General features: G+C 69.9%; 25 protein-coding genes and 2 pseudogenes. 20 read left to right on the forward strand and 7 right to left on the reverse strand.

All coding sequences use genetic code 11. The features are described from left to right. The first annotated feature begins 1 nt into the window (after position 1). The 7 genes from FB559_RS28075 to FB559_RS28105 all read left to right on the forward strand — a co-directional run bounded on the left by FB559_RS28075 (position 2) and on the right by FB559_RS28105 (position 5,773). The gene (locus tag FB559_RS28075; protein WP_246122135.1) at positions 2-451 is read left to right on the forward strand and encodes a DUF742 domain-containing protein; all 450 of its coding nucleotides are present in this window, start codon (positions 2-4) and stop codon (positions 449-451) included. A 19-nt stretch (positions 452-470) separates the two neighbouring features. Then, positions 471-1,031 carry a GTP-binding protein gene (locus FB559_RS28080; RefSeq protein WP_141959234.1) on the forward strand — a complete coding sequence of 187 codons (561 nt, stop codon included), beginning with the start codon at positions 471-473 and terminating at the stop codon, positions 1,029-1,031. A 45-nt stretch (positions 1,032-1,076) separates the two neighbouring features. Beyond that, a complete protein-coding gene (locus FB559_RS28085) occupies positions 1,077-1,847 on the forward strand; it encodes an SGNH/GDSL hydrolase family protein (protein ID WP_246122136.1) in 771 nt (256 codons plus the stop codon). 127 nt (positions 1,848-1,974) lie between these two features. Further along, entirely contained in the window at positions 1,975-2,976 is a 1,002-nt protein-coding gene (locus FB559_RS28090) for a LacI family DNA-binding transcriptional regulator (protein ID WP_141959236.1), read from the forward strand. 26 nt (positions 2,977-3,002) lie between these two features. After that, entirely contained in the window at positions 3,003-3,758 is a 756-nt protein-coding gene (locus FB559_RS28095; protein WP_141959238.1) for an ATP-binding cassette domain-containing protein, read from the forward strand. Continuing rightward, on the forward strand, positions 3,755-4,774 hold the full coding sequence (locus FB559_RS28100; RefSeq protein ID WP_141959240.1) for an ABC transporter permease: 1,020 nt from the start codon (positions 3,755-3,757) through the stop codon (positions 4,772-4,774). Before FB559_RS28095 ends, FB559_RS28100 begins: the two co-directional genes overlap by 4 nt. Positions 4,775-4,825: 51 nt before the next feature. Then, entirely contained in the window at positions 4,826-5,773 is a 948-nt protein-coding gene (locus FB559_RS28105) for an ABC transporter substrate-binding protein (protein WP_185792433.1), read from the forward strand. A gap of 50 nt (positions 5,774-5,823) precedes the next feature. Here the strand turns inward: FB559_RS28105 and FB559_RS28110 are convergent, their stop codons facing one another. Next, entirely contained in the window at positions 5,824-6,441 is a 618-nt protein-coding gene (locus FB559_RS28110; RefSeq protein ID WP_281286295.1) for an ATP-dependent Clp protease proteolytic subunit, read from the reverse strand. Further along, positions 6,438-7,055, reverse strand: coding sequence for a ClpP family protease (locus FB559_RS28115; RefSeq protein ID WP_141959245.1), 618 nt, complete (start codon positions 7,053-7,055; stop codon positions 6,438-6,440). Before FB559_RS28115 ends, FB559_RS28110 begins: the two co-directional genes overlap by 4 nt. Before the next feature lie 60 nt (positions 7,056-7,115). Between FB559_RS28115 and FB559_RS28120 the strand changes: the two genes are divergently transcribed. Together FB559_RS28120 and FB559_RS28130 are read left to right on the forward strand one after the other, a co-directional pair. After that, positions 7,116-7,409 carry a type II toxin-antitoxin system Phd/YefM family antitoxin gene (locus FB559_RS28120; protein ID WP_141959247.1) on the forward strand — a complete coding sequence of 98 codons (294 nt, stop codon included), beginning with the start codon at positions 7,116-7,118 and terminating at the stop codon, positions 7,407-7,409. Between the two features lie 611 nt (positions 7,410-8,020). Beyond that, complete coding sequence (locus tag FB559_RS28130; protein ID WP_246122595.1) at positions 8,021-8,803, forward strand: aldo/keto reductase; 783 nt, start codon at positions 8,021-8,023, stop codon at positions 8,801-8,803. 78 nt (positions 8,804-8,881) lie between these two features. On the opposite strand, the gene FB559_RS28135 is transcribed toward FB559_RS28130, so the two are convergent. Together FB559_RS28135 and FB559_RS28140 are read right to left on the reverse strand one after the other, a co-directional pair. Next, positions 8,882-9,478: a YdeI/OmpD-associated family protein gene (locus tag FB559_RS28135; RefSeq protein ID WP_246122137.1), complete on the reverse strand. Its 597-nt coding sequence runs from the start codon at positions 9,476-9,478 to the stop codon at positions 8,882-8,884. 117 nt (positions 9,479-9,595) lie between these two features. Next, complete coding sequence (locus FB559_RS28140; RefSeq protein ID WP_141959249.1) at positions 9,596-10,558, reverse strand: helix-turn-helix transcriptional regulator; 963 nt, start codon at positions 10,556-10,558, stop codon at positions 9,596-9,598. 105 nt (positions 10,559-10,663) lie between these two features. Between FB559_RS28140 and FB559_RS28145 the strand changes: the two genes are divergently transcribed. The 3 genes and pseudogenes from FB559_RS28145 to FB559_RS46845 all read left to right on the forward strand — a co-directional run. Next, the gene (locus FB559_RS28145; RefSeq protein ID WP_141959252.1) at positions 10,664-11,131 is read left to right on the forward strand and encodes a VOC family protein; all 468 of its coding nucleotides are present in this window, start codon (positions 10,664-10,666) and stop codon (positions 11,129-11,131) included. Between the two features lie 2,309 nt (positions 11,132-13,440). Next, positions 13,441-14,676: pseudogene (locus FB559_RS46840) on the forward strand (AAA family ATPase); the annotation flags it as partial. Between the two features lie 147 nt (positions 14,677-14,823). Then, positions 14,824-14,988, forward strand: a pseudogene (locus FB559_RS46845) (hypothetical protein); the annotation flags it as partial. Positions 14,989-15,021: 33 nt separating this feature from the next. Here FB559_RS46845 and FB559_RS28160 read toward each other — a convergent pair. Further along, positions 15,022-15,282 (reverse strand): hypothetical protein, encoded by a 261-nt coding sequence (locus FB559_RS28160; protein ID WP_141959256.1) that lies wholly within the window; start codon positions 15,280-15,282, stop codon positions 15,022-15,024. 81 nt (positions 15,283-15,363) lie between these two features. On the opposite strand from FB559_RS28160, the gene FB559_RS46315 reads away from it, so the two are divergent. From FB559_RS46315 to FB559_RS44160, 5 genes are all read left to right on the forward strand, one after another. Further along, a complete protein-coding gene (locus FB559_RS46315) occupies positions 15,364-15,606 on the forward strand; it encodes an SH3-like domain-containing protein (RefSeq protein WP_221640207.1) in 243 nt (80 codons plus the stop codon). Continuing rightward, positions 15,603-15,884, forward strand: a complete 282-nt coding sequence (locus tag FB559_RS46320) for an SH3-like domain-containing protein (protein WP_141959260.1) — start codon at positions 15,603-15,605, stop codon at positions 15,882-15,884. The genes FB559_RS46315 and FB559_RS46320 overlap by 4 nt, the downstream gene beginning before the upstream one ends. Then, positions 15,874-16,452: a nitrile hydratase subunit alpha gene (locus tag FB559_RS28175; protein ID WP_141959262.1), complete on the forward strand. Its 579-nt coding sequence runs from the start codon at positions 15,874-15,876 to the stop codon at positions 16,450-16,452. Before FB559_RS46320 ends, FB559_RS28175 begins: the two co-directional genes overlap by 11 nt. A 92-nt stretch (positions 16,453-16,544) precedes the next feature. Then, the gene (locus FB559_RS28180) at positions 16,545-17,591 is read left to right on the forward strand and encodes an LCP family protein (RefSeq protein WP_141959264.1); all 1,047 of its coding nucleotides are present in this window, start codon (positions 16,545-16,547) and stop codon (positions 17,589-17,591) included. A 126-nt stretch (positions 17,592-17,717) separates the two neighbouring features. Continuing rightward, positions 17,718-17,870 (forward strand): hypothetical protein, encoded by a 153-nt coding sequence (locus tag FB559_RS44160; protein ID WP_185792434.1) that lies wholly within the window; start codon positions 17,718-17,720, stop codon positions 17,868-17,870. 7 nt (positions 17,871-17,877) lie between these two features. Here the strand turns inward: FB559_RS44160 and FB559_RS28185 are convergent, their stop codons facing one another. Then, positions 17,878-18,756 carry a DUF72 domain-containing protein gene (locus FB559_RS28185; RefSeq protein WP_141959266.1) on the reverse strand — a complete coding sequence of 293 codons (879 nt, stop codon included), beginning with the start codon at positions 18,754-18,756 and terminating at the stop codon, positions 17,878-17,880. A 45-nt stretch (positions 18,757-18,801) separates the two neighbouring features. Between FB559_RS28185 and FB559_RS28190 the strand changes: the two genes are divergently transcribed. Both FB559_RS28190 and FB559_RS28195 read left to right on the forward strand, forming a co-directional pair. Continuing rightward, positions 18,802-19,287 (forward strand): glutathione peroxidase, encoded by a 486-nt coding sequence (locus FB559_RS28190; protein ID WP_141959268.1) that lies wholly within the window; start codon positions 18,802-18,804, stop codon positions 19,285-19,287. Continuing rightward, positions 19,287-19,766 (forward strand): TIGR00725 family protein, encoded by a 480-nt coding sequence (locus tag FB559_RS28195; RefSeq protein ID WP_246122597.1) that lies wholly within the window; start codon positions 19,287-19,289, stop codon positions 19,764-19,766. Before FB559_RS28190 ends, FB559_RS28195 begins: the two co-directional genes overlap by 1 nt. Here the strand turns inward: FB559_RS28195 and FB559_RS28200 are convergent. Further along, positions 19,755-20,339: a hypothetical protein gene (locus tag FB559_RS28200; RefSeq protein WP_141959272.1), complete on the reverse strand. Its 585-nt coding sequence runs from the start codon at positions 20,337-20,339 to the stop codon at positions 19,755-19,757. The genes FB559_RS28195 and FB559_RS28200 overlap by 12 nt on opposite strands. A 105-nt stretch (positions 20,340-20,444) precedes the next feature. Here FB559_RS28200 and FB559_RS28205 point away from each other — a divergent pair, with 105 nt between their 5' ends. Then, the gene (locus FB559_RS28205; RefSeq protein ID WP_141959274.1) at positions 20,445-21,365 is read left to right on the forward strand and encodes an oxidoreductase; all 921 of its coding nucleotides are present in this window, start codon (positions 20,445-20,447) and stop codon (positions 21,363-21,365) included. Positions 21,366-21,368 lie beyond the last annotated feature (3 nt).

Below are 21,368 nucleotides of genomic sequence, written 5' to 3' on the forward strand. Positions count from 1 at the left end.
GGTGGACGGCGGCAGGTACGGAAACTACGGGTTCGGCTCCCTGCCCGGGTCGAACCCAGGTCCGCACCGAGACCCGCCGCCGGGGCCGCCCTCGCCGCCCTCGGAGACGGGAGACTCGAGTTCGCTGGTCAGGCCGTACGCGGTCACCGGCGGACGCACCAAACCGCGGTACGACCTACCGATCGAGGCACTCATCTCGGTCGCGCCGTACCCGCGACAGGACCTGACGACTCTCACCCCCGAGTACAAAGCCATCATCGATCTGTGCCGTAACTGGCGTTCGGTGGCGGAAGTGTCGGCTCTGCTCAGATTGCCGCTCGGCGTGACCCGTGTGCTCATCGCGGACATGGCGCACGAAGGTCTGCTGCGGCTGCATCAGTCTCCCTTCACTGAGGGGCAGCCTGACCTCCAGCTGCTGGAAAGGGTTCTCAGTGGACTTCGCAAGCTCTAATCCGGGTGCCTCCTCCGGCATGACCTCCGTCAAGATCATCGTCGGGGGTGGCTTCGGTGTTGGAAAGACGACCTTCGTCGGGTCGGTCTCGGAGATCATGCCGCTGACCACCGAGGCCGTGATGACCCAGGCCAGTACCGAGGTCGACGACCTCAGTGCGACCCCGGAGAAGACGACGACGACCGTCGCCATGGACTTCGGCCGTCTCAGCCTCGACCGGGAGCTCATCCTCTATCTGTTCGGCACGCCCGGGCAGCACCGATTCTGGTTCATGTGGGACGACCTGGTTAAGGGTGCCATCGGCGCGGTTGTGCTCGTGGACACCCGCCGGCTCGCCGACTCCTTCGCCGCGGTCGACTACTTCGAGGAGTCGGGGGTGCCCTTCGTCGTCGGAATCAACGGCTTCGACGGCGTCTACTCCCACGCCATCGAGGACATTCGCGAAGCGCTCACGATCGGCCCGCACGTGCCGATCGTGACCTGCGACGCGCGTAACCGCGAGTCGACCAAGGCCACTCTCATCACGCTGGTGGAGCACGCTCTGTCCATGCGCGGCAGGGGTGTACCCATCAACCACTGATCCCCCGGTGAGCGTCGTCACGGGCGTCGTGCATCATTGATCGTTGTGGACGACTCCGTATCGACGTACTCCTCTTACGTGGCCCTCGGTGACAGTTTCACCGAGGGCCTCGACGATCCGGACCCGGCCGGCGGTTACCGCGGCTGGGCCGACCGGCTGGCCGCGCACCTGGCGGCCGCGGACGGGGACCTGCGCTACGCCAACCTCGCCGTACGCGGCCGGTTGCTGCGCCAGGTCGTCGCCGACCAGGTCCCGCGCGCGATCGAGCTGCGCCCTGACCTGATCAGTTTCTCCGCGGGCGGCAACGACCTCCTGCGCCCGCGTACGGATCCGGACGCGCTCGCCGAGGTCGTCGAGGACGCCACCCGGCGGCTGCGGGAGACCGGTGCCGACGTGGTGTTGTTCACCTCCTTCGACACGCGGGGCGTGCCGGTCCTGCGCCACGTCCGCGGCAAGCTGGCGACGTACAACCTGCACGTCCGTTCCATCGCCGACCGGTACGACTGCCGGCTGGTGGACCTGTGGTCGATGCGCGTGCTGCTCGACCCGCGTGCCTGGGCCCTGGACCGGCTGCACCTGTCGGCGGAGGGTCACCGGAGGGTCGCGCTGGCCATCGCCGAGATCCTGGGCGTCCCCGCCGCCGATGACTGGCGCGAACCCTGGCCGGCCGCGCTGCCCGTCGGCTGGCTGAGCTCGCGCCGGAGCGACCTGGAGTGGGCGCGGGCCTATTTCCTGCCCTGGATCCAGCGCCGTCTGCAGGGCCGGTCGTCCGGAGACGAGGTCACCGCCAAGCGGCCGGATCTCCATCCGCTCTGACCCTGGGGCGATACGAGCGTGGGGCGTTTGCCGAACGGGCTTGACTCAGGCACCGCCGGGATGAGATGACAACGTTGTCGTCTTTATAGTCAGTCGATCTCGTCCCAGTAGTCGCCGGAGAGGACCCATGCGGCCGACCATGCGTGACGTCGCCCGGCGGGCCGGCGTGAGTCTCAAGACCGTGTCTCGTGTCGTCAACGGCGAGGACGGGGTACGGCCGGACACCACCGAGAAGGTCAACGCCGCCATCTCGGCCCTGGGGTTCCGCCGGAACGACATCGCGCGTGCGCTGCGCGGCGGAAAGCGGACCCGGAGCCTCGGGCTCGTCATCAAGGACGTCGCCAACCCCTTCTACTCCCTGATCGCCCGCGGGGTCGAGGAGGTCGCACGTACGAACGACCTGCTGGTGATCTCCGGGTGCTCGGACGAGGACCCGGCACGCGAACGCCACCTCATCCGTTCGCTGTGCGAGCGCCGCGTGGACGGCCTGCTGGTCGTGCCCTCCGGCAACGACCACCGCTACCTGATCCCCGAGATCAACATGGGCACGCCGGCGGTGTTCATCGACCGGCCGCCGGAGGACGCCCTGCAGGCCGACGTCGTCCTCATCGACAACGCGGGCGGCGCGCGTGCGGCCGTCACGCACCTGATCGAGCACGGACACCGCCGCATCGCCTGCCTGGTCGACCTGCCCGGCATCTTCACCGCCCGCGAGCGCCGTCGCGGCTATGACGAGGCGCTGCGCGAGCATGACGTGCCCGTGGACGAGTCGCTGATCCGCGTCGGCCAGCACGATGTGGCCGGCGCGGAGTCCGCGATGGCCGAGCTGCTCGCCCTCGGCGACCCGCCGACCGCGGTCTTCACCGGCAACAACCGGCTCACCGTCGGCGCACTGCGCGCCATCCAGGCGGCCGGCGCCGGCACGGCGCTCGTCGGCTTCGACGACCTGGAGCTCGCCGACATGCTGGCGACGCCGGTCACCGTCGTGGCGCACTACCCGGCCGAGATGGGCCGCCGCGCGGCCGGGCTGCTGTGCCGGCGCATGGCCGGCGAGGAACTGCCGCCGCAACGCGTGGTGCTGCCGACCCACCTGATCGTCCGCGGCTCCGGGGAGCTGCCGCCGCCCTGACCGAGCCTGACCGAGGAAGGTGCACATTGACGGATCCGCTGCTGGAGGCACGAGGCGTCGCGAGGCGCTTCGGTCACGTCCAGGCCCTTCGCGGGGCCTCGTTCACCGCCCACGCGGGCGAGGTCGTCGCGCTGATCGGCGACAACGGCGCCGGCAAGAGCACACTGGTCAAGGCGCTGGCCGGCGCGCTGCGTCCGGACTCGGGAGAGATCCTCCTGGACGGCCGCCCGGTGCACCTGGCCGACCCGGTCGCCGCCCAGCGGCTGGGCATCGAGACCGTCTACCAGGACCTCGCACTCGCCTACGACCTGGACGCCGCCGCCAACCTCTTCCTCGGCCGCGAGCTGACCCGGTACTCATTCCTCCACCTGCTGGACCGGCCGGCGATGCGCCGGCGGGCGACGGAGGCGTTCGAGGAGCTCGGCATCCGCCTGCCCGACATGTCCGCCCCGGTGCGGCAGCTGTCCGGCGGCCAGCGGCAGTGCGTCGCCGTGGCGCGCGCCGTCGCGTGGGCGTCCAGGGTCGTGTTCATGGACGAGCCGACCGCCGCGCTCGGCGTGGTCCAGCGGGGGCAGGTCCTCGACCTGATCCGCCGCGTACGGGACCGGGGCGTCACGGTCGTGCTGATCAGCCACAACATGCCCGAGGTCCTCGCCGTCGCCGACCGGGTCGAGGTGTTACGGCTGGGCCGCCGGGTGGCGAGGTTCACCGCGGCGGACACCTCGGTGGAGGAACTGGTGTCGGCGATGACCGGCGGCCTGGACCAGGAGGACGCCGCATGAGCACGACGACCACGGCCGAGCCCCGTGACACCGCCCAGCCGGGGCGGGTGCTCACCCTCCTGCGCTCCAGCACGCTGTGGACGCTGGCCGTCCTGGTGGCGCTGTTCCTGTTCTTCGCCGTGCTCAGGCCGGCCGAGTTCGCCAGCACGTTCAACATCCGCAACGTGGCGACCGACTCGGCGATCCTGCTCGTCCTGGCGGTCGGCATGACGTTCGTGATCGTCAGTGCCGGGATCGACCTGTCGGTCGGCTCGATCCTGGTGTTCTCCGGCGTCATCGCGGCCAAGACGATGGTGGCGCTGGGCGGCACGACCGCGGGCTGGGGGGCCATCCTTCTCGGTGCGCTGGCGGGTGCCGGCTCCGGCCTCGGCTGGGGCCTGGTGAACGGCCTGCTGGTCGCCAAGGCGAAGATCCCGCCGCTCATCGCCACCCTGGGCAGCCTGGGCGTCTCCCTCGGCCTCGCTCAGGTCATCACCAACGGCAGCGACGTCAACCAGATCCCGGCCAAGCTGTCCAACGCGGTCGGGTACGGGCTGGTGTTCGGCGTGCCATGGCTCGTCATCATCGCGGTGGCCATCGCGGTCGTCTTCGGGCTGCTGCTCGCCCTCACGCGCTTCGGCCGTCACACGTACGCGATCGGGTCCAATGCCGAGGCGGCGCGCCGGGTCGGCATCAAGGTCGACCGGCACCTGATCAAGGTCTACGCACTGTCGGGCCTGCTGTCCGGCGTGGCCGGGGTGCTGTCGCTGGCGCACTACACGACCACCACCATCGCCAGCCACACCTCCGACAACCTGGGCGCGATCGCCGCCGTCGTCATCGGCGGCGCGAGCCTGTTCGGCGGCGTCGGCAGCATCGGCGGGACCGTCATCGGCGTGCTGATCCCCGGGGTGCTGCGCAACGGTCTGATCATCCTCGGGGCACAGCGGTTCTGGCTCGACGTCGCGGTCGGAGCCGTACTGGTCGTCGCGGTCTTCTTCGACCAGTTGCGCCGCACGGCGCGAGAACGCCAATAGAAGGAAACGAGGAGCGGTGAGGGACAAGTGACAGTGAACAGGTATGGCGTCGTGGCTGTGGCCCTGGCATTAACGGTGACCGGCGCGTGCGGAGGCAGTGACTCCTCCTCGTCAGGAACAGGGGCGAAGAAGCTCACCCTGATCCAGGGCATCGCGAACGAGCCCTTCTACATCTCGATGTACTGCGGGGCCAAGGCCGAGGCGGCCAAGCTGGGCGCGAGCCTCAGCGTCCAGGCACCCGCCCAGTGGGACGTCGCGCAGCAGACCCAGGTGGTGACCTCGGTCGCCGCGTCACGTCCGGGCGCGGTGATGATCGCGCCCGTCGACAAGGACGCGATGGCGGGCCCGATCCGTCAGCTCAGCGGCAACGGCAGCAAGGTCATCTTCGTGGACACCGAGCTGACCGACCCGTCGATGGGCGCCTCGCGGATCTCCTCGGACAACAAGCTCGGCGGGCAGCTGGCCGCCCAGGCCCTCGCCGGGCAGATCGGCGACAAGGGGAAGGTCATGGTGCTGGCGCCCACGAGGGGCATCGCCACCACCGACGACCGGGTGACCGGTTTCAAGGAGGAGATCGCCAAGCACCCCGGTATCCGGCTCGTCTCCGAGCAGTACCCGGGCGACGACGCGGGCAAGGCCACCGAGCTGGTCAACGGTGAGCTGTCCAAGAATCCGGACCTGGCCGGCATCTTCGCCTCGAACCTGGTCACCGGGGAGGGTTCGGGAGCTTCGCTGAAGCAGGCCAAGAAGGTCGGCTCGGTGAAGCTGGTCGAGTTCGACGCCAGCCCCAAGCAGGTCGAGGACCTCAAGGCCGGCACGATCCAGGCGCTCATCAGCCAGGAGCCGCTGGAGATCGGCCGCGAGGGCGTCGACCAGGCGATGAACGCCCTGGAGGGCAAGCCCGTGACCAAGCAGATCAGGACCCGGCTCGTGGCCGTCACCAAGAACAACGTGGACGACCCCGCGATCGCCAAGTACCTCTACAAGCAGACCTGCTGACGCGTCGGCGTGGGGGTGGCCCCGACCCCGCAGGGCCACCCCCACGCGGCTCAGCGGACCTTGCGGCTGGTGATGATCTCGTCGATCAGGCCGTACTCCCTGGCGTCCTGCGCGGTCAGGAAGCGGTCGCGCTCGATGTCGGCGCGTACCTGCGCGACGGCACGGCCCGAGTGCCGGGCCAGGATCTCCTCCAGCTCCTCGCGCTGCCGGATGATCTCGTTCGCCTGGATCTCCAGGTCACTGGTCTGACCGCGGCCGCCCTCGGTGCTCGGCTGGTGGATGAGGATCCGCGCGTGTGGCAGCGCGGCGCGCTTGCCCGGCGAACCCGCGGCCAGCAGGACGGCGGCCGCGGAGGCGGCCTGGCCGACGCACGTGGTCTCGATCTCCGGCTTGACGAACTGCATCGTGTCGTAGATGGCCGTCATCGCGGTCAGCGAGCCGCCGGGGGAGTTGATGTACAAACTGATCGTGCGGTCGGTGTCGATCCCCTCCAGCGCGATCAGCTGCGCGATCACGTCGTTGGCGAGGGTGTCGTCGACCGGCGCCCCGACGAAGACGATCCGCTCCTCGAACAGCTTGTTGTACGGGTTCATCTCCTTGACCCCGTACGAGGTGCGCTCGACGTAGGACGGCAGGACGTACCGGGCGGTCACCTCGGGGGCTCTCACGGCGTGACACCTCCCGCCTCCAGCGCGTTCGTCACGACGTGGTCGATGAGGCCGTACTCACACGCCTCCGTCGCGGTGAAGTAGCGGTCGCGGTCGGCGTCGTGCTCGATCTGCTCGAACGGCCGTCCCGTGTGCTCGGCGATCAGCTCCAGAAAACGGTGCTTCATGTGCAGGGACTGCTCGGCCTGGATGCGGATGTCGGATGCGGTGCCGCCGATCCCGCCGGACGGCTGGTGCATCATGATCCGCGTGTTGCGCAGCGCGTAGCGCTTGCCCGCGGCGCCGGCGGTGAGCAGGAACTGCCCCGCCGAGGCCGCCATGCCGAGCCCGACCGTCGACACGTCGTTCGGCAGGTACTTCATCACGTCGTACATGGCGAACATCGCGTCCATCGAGCCGCCCGGCGAGTTGATGAAGATCTTGATGTCGCGCTTCCCGTCCTGCGCCGCGAGGAGCAGGAGCTGTGAGCACACGCGGTTGGCGAGGTCGTCGTCGATCTCGGCCCCGATGAAGACGATGCGCTGGGCGAGCAGCCGCTGGAACAGCTGGTCGGTCGCGTGTGTGTCCGGCAGCTCGGTGACCCGTGCCCGCGGTTCGTACGTCGGAAAGTCCATCCGCGCCTCCTTGAGTTCTGTACAGAATAGCAAGAACGTACAGAATGCTAGAATCGCAGCATGACACGAGAGGTGCCCGTCACCCAGGCCCGTGCCGACCTGGCGGAACTCGTCAGCCGCGTCGGTTACAGCGGTGAGCGGATCCTGCTGACCCGGCATGGCAAGGCCCTCGCCGCCCTGGTCCCGGTGAGCGACCTCGAGGAGCTCGAGCGCCCGCCCGCCGAGATCGGTTTCAGCATCACCCCGCCCGCCCAGCCCGAACCCGAGCAGCGTGAGCGTCCCGAGCGCCCGGCCGGCCCGATGCGCATCGCCGCCGAGCACCGTGAGCCGCGGCGGCGCGACTGGAAACGCTGACCGCCCGGCCACGCCTCATCCGCGGAGAGCACGTCCGCGCTCACCTCGTAGCCCACGCGACGGCCGGCACCTCCTCGGCGTCGGTGACGCCCCCCGTACGCCTGTCGGCGGCGAGCGCGTAGAACGGAACGAACGCGACCCTCTCCTCGCTCTTCAACGAGCCGCCGGTGACGGCGGGCAGTAGCTGTTCGCCGGCGGCGGCGATGACGGCGCCGAGTTCGGCGGGCCGGGTGAAGCCGAAGGAGACTCCGGCGACACGTTCGGCGCATCCAGGAACTGCTCAAAGAAGCTCCGGATGTGCTCCTTGGCCGCGCCCGACGTGATCGCCGACTTCACCGATGCCTGACCGGCGGGGCCGGCCGGCCCCGCCCCGTCCTTGAGGGAGGAAACGTTGCCGCGGCGACGCTGCTATCCCTCCGAAATGCGAAGCCAGACCGCCGTCGGCACGTGCCGAGAGAAGGGCAGTCGACTTGAGCTGTCGATGGTGTAGAGGAGTGGAGAACCAGTATGAAGATGCGCACACTCGGTCGAACCGGTATCCGCGTTAGCCCTTACTGCCTAGGCACCATCGGCGGGACGACATCGTGCTCGCGACCAAGTTCACGGGTCCGATGGGCGACGCCCCGAACCGCCGGGGCGCGTCACGTCGGTGGATCGTGACTGCCGTCGAGGAGTCCCTGGGCCGACTCGGTGTGGATCACATCGATCTCTACCAGATCCATCACTTCGACTTCGAGACGGACCTGGACGAGACCCTCTCCGCCCTCACCGATCTGGTCACAAGCGGAAAGGTGCGGGCGATCGGCTCATCGAATTTTCCCGCATCGACGATCGTCGAATCGCAGTGGATCTCCGAACGCCGCGGGTTCGCACGACTGCGAACCGAGCAGCCGACATACTCGATCCTCGCCCGTGGCATCGAGCGCGAGGTGCTGCCGGTGTGCGGCGAGTACGGCATGGGCGTGCTGACATGGAGCCCGCTGTCATGGGGTCTTCTCACCGGCAGGTACCGCCGGGATCAGCAGACCCCCGTGACGGCGGGCCGCAAGGCGTGGGGACCCCGTCACATGACCGACCCGCACAAATTCGACGCGATCGAGGAACTGGTCCCGCTGGCGGAATCGGCCGGCTTGCCGATGACGCACCTGGCGATGGCGTTCGTTGTCGCGCACCCGCAGGTCACGTCCGCGATCATCGGACCCCGAACACTCGACCAGCTCGAAGACCTGCTCGACGCAGCGGAGACACGCCTCGATGACGATGTCCTCGACTGCATCGACCGGATAGCCCCTCCCGGCACCGATATCGGAGTGATGGACGTCGGCCATCGGCCGCCCGCGACCGAAAACGCCGACCTACGGCGTCGCCCGGCGGCCGACCGTAGTGCCGCCTAGAGAGTCCGGAAAGCCTGGGAAACAGACCTGGAAGGTTGCCTCTCCCCTCTGCCGCCCCGGAAGCCCGGCCAGACGACGTCAGGCCTCCGGGGTGCCTTCCAGACGCGTGAGGGACTGCGTGATGCGGCTTCTTCGACTGGTCCCGCTCGGAGCCGTGATCACCTGATGGATGACGGTGTAGCGCTGCGCGCGGGACAGCGCGGCGAAGCGAGCCGCCGCCGTGGGCGAAGCGGCGAGCGCCTGCGCGAGGTCGGCAGGTACTTCGGCCCCGGCCTGTCCGGGATAGGCCCGGTCCCAGCGCCCGTCCGCCTTGGCCCGTTCGATCTCCGCGAAACCCCGTGGCCGCATGCGCCCCTGCTCGATCAGCGTCGCGACGATGGTGGCGTTTCGCCGGGACCAGATCGACGCCGTTCGACGCGGGGTGAAGTGCTGTTGGAACGTGCGTGCGTCGACGGCGTTGCGGCGGCCGTCGATCCAGCCGCTGCAGAGAGCCTCTTCGAGGGCCTCGGCGTAGGTCAGAGAGGTCGGTTCCGTGATGCCTTTCTTCGCAAGAATCAGCTTCACCCCGGCAGATGAGCTCTCGTGAGCATCGAGCCACGTCCGCCAGGCCTGCGCGTCGGCCACGATCAACCGGTCTGTCAGCTCCTCTTTCGTCATGTCTGTCATGTTCGTCATGAGGTGAGCCTCGCACGCGAAGCGGTCATTTTCTGTCCTGTACTCCCCCTGCGCTTTCCCGTGCTTCCCTTCACTTCCCCACACTTTCAGCGCGCACGGGATCTTCCCGCTCGACGGTCAATCTTCCAGCGACGGCGGAGAGACGGAGGCCTGGACCCGCCCGGCGAGCTTCGCCGCGGCCTCGGCCAAGGCGTCCGGGCCCACCACGCTGAAGGGGGCGTCGTACCGGACCACGGATGCGAGCAGCCCGGCCCAGGACCACGAGCCGATCGTGACACGACAGGACCGCTCGGTGAGCTCTTCGACCTCACCGTCACCGATCCAAGGTGTGATGTCACGCGCAGGAAGCTCGATGACGACCTCGCCCACGCAAGGCCAGCTATCCTCGCTCTGCGATCCCCTGGACCGGGCGGCGAGAAAAGAGCGCGCATCGGCCGCGGGAAGCGTGCGGGGCGTGAACGCCGGCCCCGTCGGGGTGCGTGGTGCTGCCATGCGGTCCATGCGGAAGACACGCCAGTCGTGCCGGTCCAGATCCCACGCGATCAGATACCACCGGCTGTGCCGGGCGACGACCGCGTGCGGCTGCACGCTCCGTGGAGGAGCGCTGCTCCCGCCGTAGTCGAATCGGAGCGTGTGCCGGTCCCGGACGGCGACGCTGACACTCTCCAGCACGGACGGATCGACACGGGAGGAGGTCTCGGTTCCGGTGAAGCGGATGCCGTCGATGCGGTGACGGAGCCTCGACGGCATTACCTGGCGGACGGTGGCCAACGCGCGAGCTGCCGCCTCGTCGATGTCGACCCCGGTGGAGGGCACACTCTGGAGCGCGACCGCGATCGCGACCGCCTGTTCGTCGTCGAACAGCAGCGGAGGCAGCTCCGAACCGGCCTCGAGCCGGTACCCGCCGTCGGGTCCCTTCATCGACCCGATCCGGTAGCCGAGTTCCCGCAGGCGGTCCACGTCACGGCGGACCGTGCGCGGGCTCACCTCCAGGCGCTCCGCAAGGACCTGCCCCGGCCAGTCCCGTCGCGTCTGCAGGAGGGACAACAGAGCGAGCATCCGCGAAGTACTTCCGATCATGAATCCAGTGTGCTCCGAGTAGAGGACCGTCATCGACCTCTTCTTTCGTGATGCTCATCCCTGACGGCACCCGCCGGTCGCATCCATCGAGGAGAAGAGCAGATCATGACGATCAGGACGACCACCCACCTGAATTTTCGCGGTACCGCTCGCCAGGCGCTCAACTTCTACGCGACCGTGTTCGGCGGCCGGACCGTCATCGCCACCTACGGCGACCTCGGCATGCCGAAGGAGGCCCCCGGCGCCGACAAGGTCGTGTTCGGCCAGGTCGAGAACGAGGACGGGTTCCGCGTCATGGCCTACGACATCCCGGGCCAGGACGACACCGACATCACGGTGACGGCCGGCTCCACGCACCGGGAGAACGGTGTCACGATCACCGACCGGACGTTCTTCCAGTCCGTTCGCGCCGGCACCCTCGACGAGATCACCGGCTACTGGGACGCCCTCGCCGAGGGCGGCACCGTCGTCGAACCCCTCACCGCGTCGGCCTGGGCACCTGGTTTCGGCATGCTCACCGACCGGTTCGGCGTCACCTGGGTCCTCGATGTGCAGGCCCTCCACGCCGGCTGACTCCCCGCACCGGTGCAGGGCCTCACGGCACCATGCGAGCCCTGCACCGGTGCGGCCCCTCCTTACCGCACGAACATCAGCCGGCGTCCACCACCGACCTCGCCCGGCGCGCCGGCCTCTCCATGGCCGGGGTCTCCCGGTACCTCACCGCGCTCCCGGACGCGGGCCTGGTCAGCGCCCACCGCGCGGGCCGGTCCGTGCTCTGTGCCCGCACCTCCGCGGCGGAGTCCCTCCTCGCCGCCTCCCCGGCCACGGGGCGAGCCGGGCCTCGCGGTCGCCGGGGGCGAATCACGGAGCTCCGTTGACACCCCGGTGAACGGTCGTAAGGTCTACCCGTGAGCGCCCCACGCCTACCCGAACACCTTGAGCTGCTGCTGACCGACGAGCCCCTGCTCGACCTGTACTCCCACGGCCCCTGGCGGGTCCCGGACGGGCTGTACGACGAGGTGCGCGAGCGCGCTCTGGAGTTCGACAAGGACGACCGGGCCAAGGAGCTGACCAGCGGGCTCAGCGATTTCTACGGTCCCGGCACCTCGGCGGCGGGCGCGGAGCTGTGGTCACTGTTGACCTTCCTGCTGGGGGCGTCGGCCATCCGGGCGGGTTCGCGCGGTGATGTCGACTACGAGCTGTTCGCGAGCTTTCTGGCCAAGCCCGAGGCGCCCGTGCGCGACCCGCACGCCTGGTTCAGCCAGGGCGGACGGCTGCGTCCGCCCGGACTCTGGCTCGTGGAGAACGTCGGGGACGACCGCGACCGTCGCGAGACGATGTTCACCCTCGCGCGCGAGGCCCTCGACGTGCTCGGCGGGATCGAGCCGGTGGAAAAGCGCCGCCAGGCGCTGATCGGGCTGTTCGACCGGCGCGCCGCCGACCCCGAGCTGCGCGCCGCCGACCTGGCCACGCCGCAGGCCGAGCTCGAACGCCTGTGGGCCACCGACCTGCCCGAGGAAACCGTCACCGCCCTTCCCGAGCTGGCCGGCCCGGTCGGCTACCTCGGCTGGGTGTGCTCGGGATGGGTCGCCGCGCACGAGCGGCTGCTGTCGGCGGTGCCGGGCCACGACACGCTCGACGTCGCGCTCGCGCGGCTGCTGTTGCAGGCCGAGGTCACCGCGGTCCCGGCCGAGCTCGCCTTCGCGGTGGGCGTCGAGCACTACGAGAACGTCCAGGAGCAGTTCCAGCGGCTCGGCGAGGGTTTTCGCGTCGACCCCTGGCAGGCCGAGGTCCGCTCGTGGCTGGCCCGCGCCCTGGTCGCCGGCGAGGCCGACGGCTGCCGCGCCTGGCTCGACATGGCCCTGCGCATCACCGGCTGCGTACAGGGACTGCCCGAGAGCGCGGTCAGCCCCAAGTGCCGGGTGCCGGTGCGCGGCTTCCAGATGGACCTGCGGCGCCTCTTCCGCGCGCCCACCGTCGTCAACCCGCTCGCCGCCGCCTTCGCGGGCCCCGCGCCGGCGGAGGAGTCGCGAGCGGCGGCGGTGGCCGAGGAGGTCAAGGACGACATCGTCGGCCAGCCCGACCTGGTCACAGCCGTCGCCGACCTGCTGCGCGGCGACTCGGCACGGCCCCTACGCCTGCTCATCAGCGGCCCGGAGGCGACCGGCAAGGGCACCGCCGTACGCACGCTGGAGAGTGCCCTGATGGCCCGCGGCGACGTGCGCGAGACGGTCTGGGTCTCCGACCAGGTCTTCGCCAACCTGCACGTCAGCGACACGATCCTCTACTTCCTGGCACGCGTGCGCGAATGCCTCGAGGGCAGGCTTCTGGTCATCGACGGGCTGGACCGCATCCTGGCCTTCGAGAACTGCGGCACGGCGTTCGCCGAGGAGCTGCGCCGCGCGCTCGAACGCCACCAGAAACTGCACGTCATCGTGTTGTGCCGCGCCGGCGGCGACCGGCGGGTCTTCGACGCCAACCCGGCACTGCACCAGCACTTCCGTCTCGCACGCACGCAGGACTTCGGCGAGGACGCGTACGCGGAGCTGTTCCGGCGTGCCGTCGCCCGGCGCGAGATGACGGCCGGGCGCGAGGCCGCGGTCACCGCCGGCCTGCTGCTCACCCGCACCCCGCCGCTGATGAACCTCCGCGGCGCGCGTCTCGTCGAGTACCTCGCCGAGCAGTGCGTGACCGCGGCGGTGGCGCGCGGCGAGACCGAGGTCGCGCCGGCCGACCTGCCGCAGCGGGTCATCGCGGGCAGCGCCGCGCACTCCGACCCCATGGCCGAGCTGGAGTCCTGCGTCGGCCTGGGCTCGGTCAAGAGCGAGGTGCGGCTCCTCGTCGCCGAGGCGGAGGCGGCACGTATGCGCCGGGAGGCGGGCATGCCGGTCGCCTCGCGGCCGAAGCACATCGTCTTCACCGGCGGTGCCGGCACCGGCAAGTCGAAGGTCGCCCGCATCCTCGGCCGGATCTACGCCGAGCTGGGCGTCCTGTCGTCCGGGCACCTCGTCGAGGTGGACCGCTCCGACCTCGTGGGGGAGTACGTCAGCGAGAGCGGACCACGAGTGCGCCGGGCCGTCGAACGCGCGCAGGGCGGTGTCCTGGCCATCAACGACGCGCACAACCTGATGCCCGGCGAGTCGCCGCGCAACCGTGAGGCCATCGACGTCCTGCTCGCCTGCGTACAGGGTCACCCCGAAGACCTCGTGGTCGTCCTGTGCGGCCCGGAGGGGCAGATGAACGGCCTGCTCAAGAGCGATTCGGAGCTGTCGGCCCTCTTCCCCAAGCGGCTGCGCTTCCCGGGTCTGTCCGAGGACGAGCTCATCGAGATCTTCCAGGTCAAGGCCACCGACGCCGGGTTCGCGCTGCGCGAGGGCGTGCTCGACAAGGTCCGCGAGCTGGTGCACGGCAGCACCCGCGACAGCAACGTCGGCAACGCCCGCGCCATGATCAGCCTGCTCGACCGCGCCGTCGCGATGCAGTCCCGCCGGGTCCTGGACGACGGAGTCCTCACCGACGACGAGTCCCTGGACGAGATCCTCGCCGCGGACATCCCCGGCACGCTCACCGCCGGCGGCCACATCGAGCTGCCCGGCGACCCGCTCGCCGAGATCGAGAAGCTCATCGGCCTGGACGCGGTCAAGCAGGAGGTGCACCTGCTCGTCGCCGAGGCCAAGGCCGAGCAGCTCCGCCGCGACGCGGGCATCCCGATCGCCCCGCCCACCCGGCACATGGTCTTCACCGGCAACCCGGGCACCGCCAAGACCACCATGGCCCGTCTGCTGGCCGCGGTCTACGCCAAGCTGGGCCTGCTGTCGTCCGGGCACCTGGTGGAGTTCTCCCGCCCCGACCTGGTCGGGGAGTACATCGGGCAGACCGCGCCCAAGGTGCGCGCGGCGGTGGAGCGCGCGCTCGGCGGCGTGCTGTTCATCGACGAGGCTTACTCCCTCACGCCCGCCGACTCCGGCCGCGACTATGGTCACGAGGCCATCGCCGAGCTGCTCAAGCTGATGGAGGAGCACCGCGCCGACCTCGTCGTCATCGTGGCCGGCTACGAAGGGCCGATGCTGCGGTTCCTGGACTTCAACCCGGGCCTGGCCTCACGCTTCCCGAGGGTGCTGCGGTTCCCCGACTACACCGATGACGAGCTCGTGGCGATCTTCGAGGTGATGGCCGCCGACGCGGGCTTCACCCTCGGCGACGGCGTCCTCGACCACGTACGCCGCCGCCTGCGCACGGCGGCACGCGGCGAGTCGTTCGGCAACGCCCGGCTGATGCGCAACCACCTGGACCGCGCCATCGCCCTGCAGGCACAGCGCATCCTGAGCCAGGACGGCCCGAAGCGCAGCGAGATCGGCCTGCTGCGAGTCGAGGACCTGCCGGAGGCCGAGGGTCCCCACGTCGACGAGAACCTCGGCCACTACCTGTGACGCCGGCGACCGCTTTCCGGTGGTGAAGGGCCGTCAGCCGCGCAGGTACTCGATGTAGAGCGGGCGCAGGGCTTCGGCGACCTCGCCGTCGCCCGCGTGGACGAGTTCGTTGAGGATCGAGGACAGGTGGGAGACGTCGGCCTCGGCCTGGTCAGGATGGCCGACGGCCGCCTGGGCCGCCGGGATCGCCCGCAGCAGCCGCCACAGGAAGCCCACGTCGAGGTGGTGCACGGCACGCTCGACCGCGCGGTCGTGCAGCTCTTTGGACGTCAGGTTCTCCAGCTCATCCGCCATGCCCCCAGCCAACCAGACCGGATGGACTACCCGCGCCGCACGGGGTCGGCTAACGTCGGGAGCGTGAGCAGAGTCCACGACATGGGTGGTCAGGATGGGTTCGGACCGGTCCCGGTGGGCGACGACGGCGCACCGTTCCAGGCCGACTGGGAGGCCAAGGTCTTCGCGCTGAGCCGTGCGCTCCGGCGCAACGGGGCGTTCAACCTCGACGAGATGCGCGACGCGATCGAGCGGATTCCCCCGGAGGACTACCTCGCCGCCTCCTACTACGAGCGCTGGCTGATCGCGATGGAGATGATCCTGGCGGAGAAGGGCCTGGCATGACGTACGGCCCCGGCACCCGCGTACGCGCGCTGGCAGGTGACCCTGATCATCACACCCGCGTGCCCCGCTACGTGCGCGGTCACGTGGGCGAGATCGTCGAGCAGGAGGGGGAGTGGCCGCTGCCGGACGACCGGGCCCGCGGCATCACGCCGCCGCGCGTCGAGGCGGTCTACGCCGTACGCTTCCCGGCCCGGGACCTGTGGGGGACCGGATCGCACACGGTCACCGTCGACCTGTGGGAGTCCTACCTGGAGGAGGTCGCGCCGCGTGAGTCATGACGAGAGCCACGAGGATCTGCACGTCGCGGCGCGGGTGCGCGCGCTGGAGGAGCGGGTGGTCGCGGCCGGCCTGACGACCGACGACGAGCTCGACGCGTTGCTGGACGGGCTGCTGGCCGGCGCGTCACCGGTGAACGGCGCCCGCATGGTGGCCCGCGCGTGGGCCGACCCGGCCTACCGCGAGGCGCTGCTCGCCGACGGCAACGCCGCCGCCGGCGCGCTCGGCTTCTCCACGAGCGGCTACCGGCTCCGCGTGGTCGAGAACACCCCCGAGACGCACAACGTCGTCGTCTGCACGCTGTGCTCGTGCTATCCGATCACCCTGCTCGGCCCCTCGCCGGGCTGGTACCGCAGCTTCGCCTATCGCTCGCGGGTCGTGCGCGAGCCACGCGCCGTCCTGGCCGAGTTCGGCCTGACCCTGCCGGACGGGGTCGAGATCGCCGTGTGGGACTCCAGCGCCGAGACGCGCTACCTGGTGGTCCCTCTGCGGCCCGAGGGCGACCTGTCCGAAGAGGAGATGGCCGCGCGGGTGTCCCGCAGGGGACTGATCGGTACAGCGGCGGTGTGAGCGCGGCCCGGCCGCGAGGATGACCGCGCCGGGCCGTTAATCACTCGTGAAGCTGACGCGCCCACTCGGCCGGACCCTCTACGGTTGCTGGCATGAACGATTGGGCGGATCACGGGCAGAGCGGCGCGGCGCCGTACGCCGATGACCGGCGGGCCGGCGCACATGGCGGTACTCCCGTGCGCAAGCGCCGCCACTGGCTGCGGACCACTCTGATCGTCATCCTGGTGCTGCTCCTGCTGCTGGTCGGCGTGTACTTCTACCTCGACTCGCGGCTGCACCGCATCGACGTCTTCTCCGACTACGCGGGGCGTCCGGCGGACACGCCGGGCACCAACTGGCTGGTCGTCGGCTCCGACAGCCGCGAGGGCCTGTCGAGCGAGCAGCGCAAGGAGCTCCACACCGGCAAGGCCGCCGGGAAGCGCACCGACTCGATGATGCTGCTGCACATCGGCGACCACGGCAACACCCTGGTCAGCCTGCCGCGCGACTCCTACGTCCCGATCCCGGGCCACGACCCCAACAAGCTCAACGCCGCGTACGCCTTCGGCGGGCCCAAGCTGCTGGTCCGCACGGTCGAGCAGGCCACCAAGATCCACATCGATCACTACGCGGAGATCGGCTTCGGCGGGTTCGTCGGCATGGTCGACGCGGTCGGCGGGGTCGACATGTGCATCCCCCAGCGGATCAAGGACACGGCCGCGGGCATCGACCTGAAGAAGGGCTGCCAGACGCTCAACGGCCCGGAGGCCCTGGGCTTCGTCCGTACCCGCCACGCGTTCGCCAGCCAGGACCTGCAGCGGGTGCAGAACCAGCGCAAGTTCCTGGCCGCGCTGAGCCACAAGGCGACGAGCCCCGGCACGCTGCTCAACCCGTTCCACATCGTGCCGTTCGTGCTCCGCTCCACCGACGACTTCTCCGTGGACCAGGACGACCATCTGTACAACCTGGCGGGGTTCGCCTGGGCGATGAGCGGCCTGACCAAGGGCGACGGCCTCACCACCACGGTCCCGATCGGCGGGACCGGCTCCTCGGCCGCCGCCGGTTCGTACATCACCTGGGACACGACGAGGTCCGCCGAGCTGTTCCGCGCCCTCCGCGAGGACCAGCCCGTGCCGAAGAGCCTGCGCTCCACGAGCTGACGCCGCCGCGGGCGCCTTCGAATCCTTTGCCGTTCGTGGCAACGGATTTGCGGGGCGTCGGTGCTGTCGGTCACCCTGCGGGGTAGTTACTCTCTGTATCTAGATCGATACGAGGGGTGACCATATATGAAGAAAGTCGGCAAATGGGGAGCTTTGGGGTTCCTGGCGTTCTATCTGGTCAGCCAGCCGCACAGGGCGGCCACCGTCGTACACGGCGCCCTGGGCGGGCTCACCGGCGCCGCCACGTCCCTTTCCAGTTTCGTGAGCGATCTGCCGTAACCCCGGGTCAGTCCAGCTCAGCGAGCAACGCGGCCATCTGCGCCGCGTTGCGCTGTGCGTAGTCCTGGTAGCAGTTGTTGAAGAGCACGTGCGTCGTCCCGGCGTTCTCGGCGAGGCTCGCCACCTTCGGCGCGAGCTCCTTGAGCTCCTTGTCGGGATAGAGATAGCCGAATCGCTCGTAGATGTTCTTGCTCGTCCATTTGTCCGAGTGGCCGTGCAGCCGCAGCACCGCGAGGTCGGTCGTGGCGGCGAAGACCGGAGGTATCGAGCTGGTGTGCCCCTGGGGCATGTCCACGCTGACGTACGGCACGGCGTACTTCGTCAGGAAGTCCAGCGTCTCCTCCTGGTTCTCCTCGCTCATCCACGTCTTGTTGCGGAACTCCACGCAGATCCGCATCGGGTCGCAGCGGCGCTTGGCCTCCAGGATGTAGTCCTTGTTCTGCCGCCCGATGGGAAACCACTGCGGAAACTGGAACAGCAGCGCGGTCAGCTTGCCGGCCTCGTGCAGCGGCCACAGCGCGTCCAGGAACCTTTGCCAGACCTCCTCGACGACCTCGTCCGGCACGTCGCGCAGATAGACGTTCTTCTTGTCCGGCACCTTGTCCCGCAGGTCCTTGTACAGCGCACGCGGCCGGGTCGGATGCTGGGTGAGCAGCGAGAACGCCTTCACGTTGAACGTGAACCCCTCGGGCGTACGGTCGCGCCAGTAGCCGACCGTACGCTCGGCGGGCGGCGCGTAGTAGGTCGCGTCCACCTCGACCAGCGGGAACTCCGACGCGTAGTGCTTGAGGCGTTGCTCGGCCGTCTTCACCTCCGGTGGATACCAGCCGGACTCGAGCAGTGTCTTGTCCGTCCACGACGCGGTGCCGACCAGGATGTCGCCCATGAGACCAATGTAAAAGGCGCGAAGGCCGAGGTTAGGATCGGCCTCATGTCGATCTATGACGTGGACATCCAACGCCTTCAAGGCGGCCCGGCCGACCTCGGTCAGTACCGAGGTAAGGCGGTGCTCGTCGTGAACGTCGCGTCCAGATGCGGCTCCACGCCCCAGTACGAAGGACTCCAGCGGCTCCAGGACACCTACGGTGAGCGTGGTTTCACCGTGCTGGGCGTGCCCTGTAACCAGTTCATGGGACAGGAGCCCGGCACCGCCGAGGAGATCGCGGAGTTCTGCTCCACGACCTACGGCGTCGCCTTTCCGATGACCGAGAAGGTCGAGGTCAACGGGCTCGGCCGGCATCCGCTGTACGTCGGCCTGGTCACGACGCCCGACGCCGAGGGCTACTCCGGGGACATCCGCTGGAACTTCGAGAAGTTCCTCGTCGCTCCGGACGGCACGGTCGCGGCGCGGTTCGGCACCGGCACCGAGCCCGGCTCGGAGAAGGTCGTCGAGGCGATCGAGAAGGCGCTGCCCTGATCCAGGTCGCGGTCTGCGGTCCGGGCGACTGCACCGAGACCGAGCGCCGCGACGCCCATGAGATCGGCCGCCTGCTGGCCGCACGCGGCGCGACCGTGATCTGCGGTGGCTACGCGGGTGTGATGGGCGCCGTGACCGAGGGCGCACGCTCGGCCGGCGGCACGGTGGTCGGCGTACTCTCCGGCGCCGAGCGCGCGGAGGCGCACCCCGGGCTGACCGCCGCCGTCGCCACCGGCATGGGCCAGGCCCGCAACGCCGCGATCGTGGGCTCCGCCGACGCCGTCATCGTCGTCGGCGGCTCCTGGGGCACGCTGTCCGAACTCGCACACGCCATGCGGAGCGGCGTACCGGTGGTCCAGCTCGGCGGCTGGCAGTTGCACGACGCCCGGGGCCGGCCGGTCACGGGGCCGGTGAACGCCGCCTCACCGGAGGAGGCCCTGCGCCTGACCGGCCTGTGGGCGGCGGCCTCAGGCGAGTAGGGCCTTGATCCTGGCCAAAGAGTCGGCGCCGGCGAGCTCGACCGGCCTGACCGGCCCGTCGGCCAGCCGGTCGGCCAGTGCGGAGACCGCCTCGGCGCGGCTCGTGACGTACTCCTCGTCCGCGGCCTCCGGAGCCCGGCCCGCCAGCGACACGGCGACCTCGGTGAGAGCGAGATGTCCCACGTCGCGCGGCATGCCCGCGTCAGCCGTACGCTCCAGCCGCCGGTAGGCGGTGACGAGACGGCGCACCGACGGCGCCGACACGTCCAGCACGACGCCGCGGCCGAGTGTCTCCCCACGCCGCCGGTCGCCGCGGCGGCGTACCGCCATCAGCAGGGCGGCGTGAGCCGGCAACGCGAGTCCGAGCGCGAGGCAGGCGACCGCGACCACGCTCAGCCAGCGGGGCAGGCCGGTGAGGACCACGGCGGCGAGCAGGGCGCCGCCGCCCACCGCAAGGACGATCTCCGGGACGCCGACCAGGCCGGTCTGCGGCTCGGCCGGGCCGCTGCCGTCCTCGTCCGGGACGTCGACGAGCGGACCGGGCCGGTGCGGAACGATGACCTGCGACGTCATGAGCTCATTATCGGCAGGTCAGGACGGAATACCGGAGAACTCGCCGACCGCAGGGTATCTGCTGGACGAAAAATCTAATATGTCCACGAGGGAAGGTGGCAGCACATGCCCAAGTGGACGACCGACGATGTTCCAGACCTCGCGGGGAAACGGGCGATCGTCACCGGCGCGAACAGCGGGATCGGGCTGCGCACCGCGCTCGAGCTGGCGCGTCACGGCGCGACCGTCGTGCTCGCCTGCCGCAGTGCCGAGCGCGGCGAGGAGGCGCTGGCGACCATTCGTGCCGCGGTACCCGGCGGTGACGTCGTGGTCGGGTCGCTCGACCTGGCCGATCTGGCGTCGGTACGCGCGTTCGCCGAGGCCAACGCGTCTCCCCTCGACCTGCTGATCAACAACGCCGGCGTGATGGCGCTGCCGCACCGGACGACGGCGGACGGCTTCGAGCTGCAGTTCGGCACCAACCACCTCGGTCACTTCGCGCTGACCGGCCTGCTCCTGCCCGCCCTGCTCGAACGCCCCGGCGCACGGGTGGTGACCGTGACGAGCGTCTTTCACCGGATGGGCCGCATCGACTTCGGCGACCTCGACGCCGAGCGCGGCTACCACAAGTGGCCCGCGTACTGCCAGGCCAAGCTGGCCAACCTCGTCTTCGCCAAGGAGCTCGACCGCAGGGCGCCGTTCGTCAGCGTCGCGTCGCATCCGGGCTACGCCGTCACCAACCTGCAGAAGGCCGGCCCGCGCATGGAGGGAAGCCGCGCACGTGAGCTTCTGTTCGGCGGGCTGAACACGCTGATGGGCCAGTCCGACGCCGCCGGAGCCTGGCCGTCGCTCTACGCGGCGACCGCCGAGGTCGAGGGCGGGCAGTGCTACGGCCCGCGAGGCCCGGGGCAGAGCCGTGGTGCGCCGACGCGGGTCCGCACGCTCAGGCGCGCCGCCGACCCGGAGCTGGGCCGCCGTCTGTGGGAGGTCTCCGAAGAGCGCACGGGGGTCTCCTACGACGGGCTGACAGCGGCCACGCCGGAGTGACGC

This window comes from Actinoallomurus bryophytorum (assembly GCF_006716425.1).
In the GTDB taxonomy this organism is placed as follows: Bacteria; Actinomycetota; Actinomycetes; order Streptosporangiales; family Streptosporangiaceae; genus Actinoallomurus; species Actinoallomurus bryophytorum.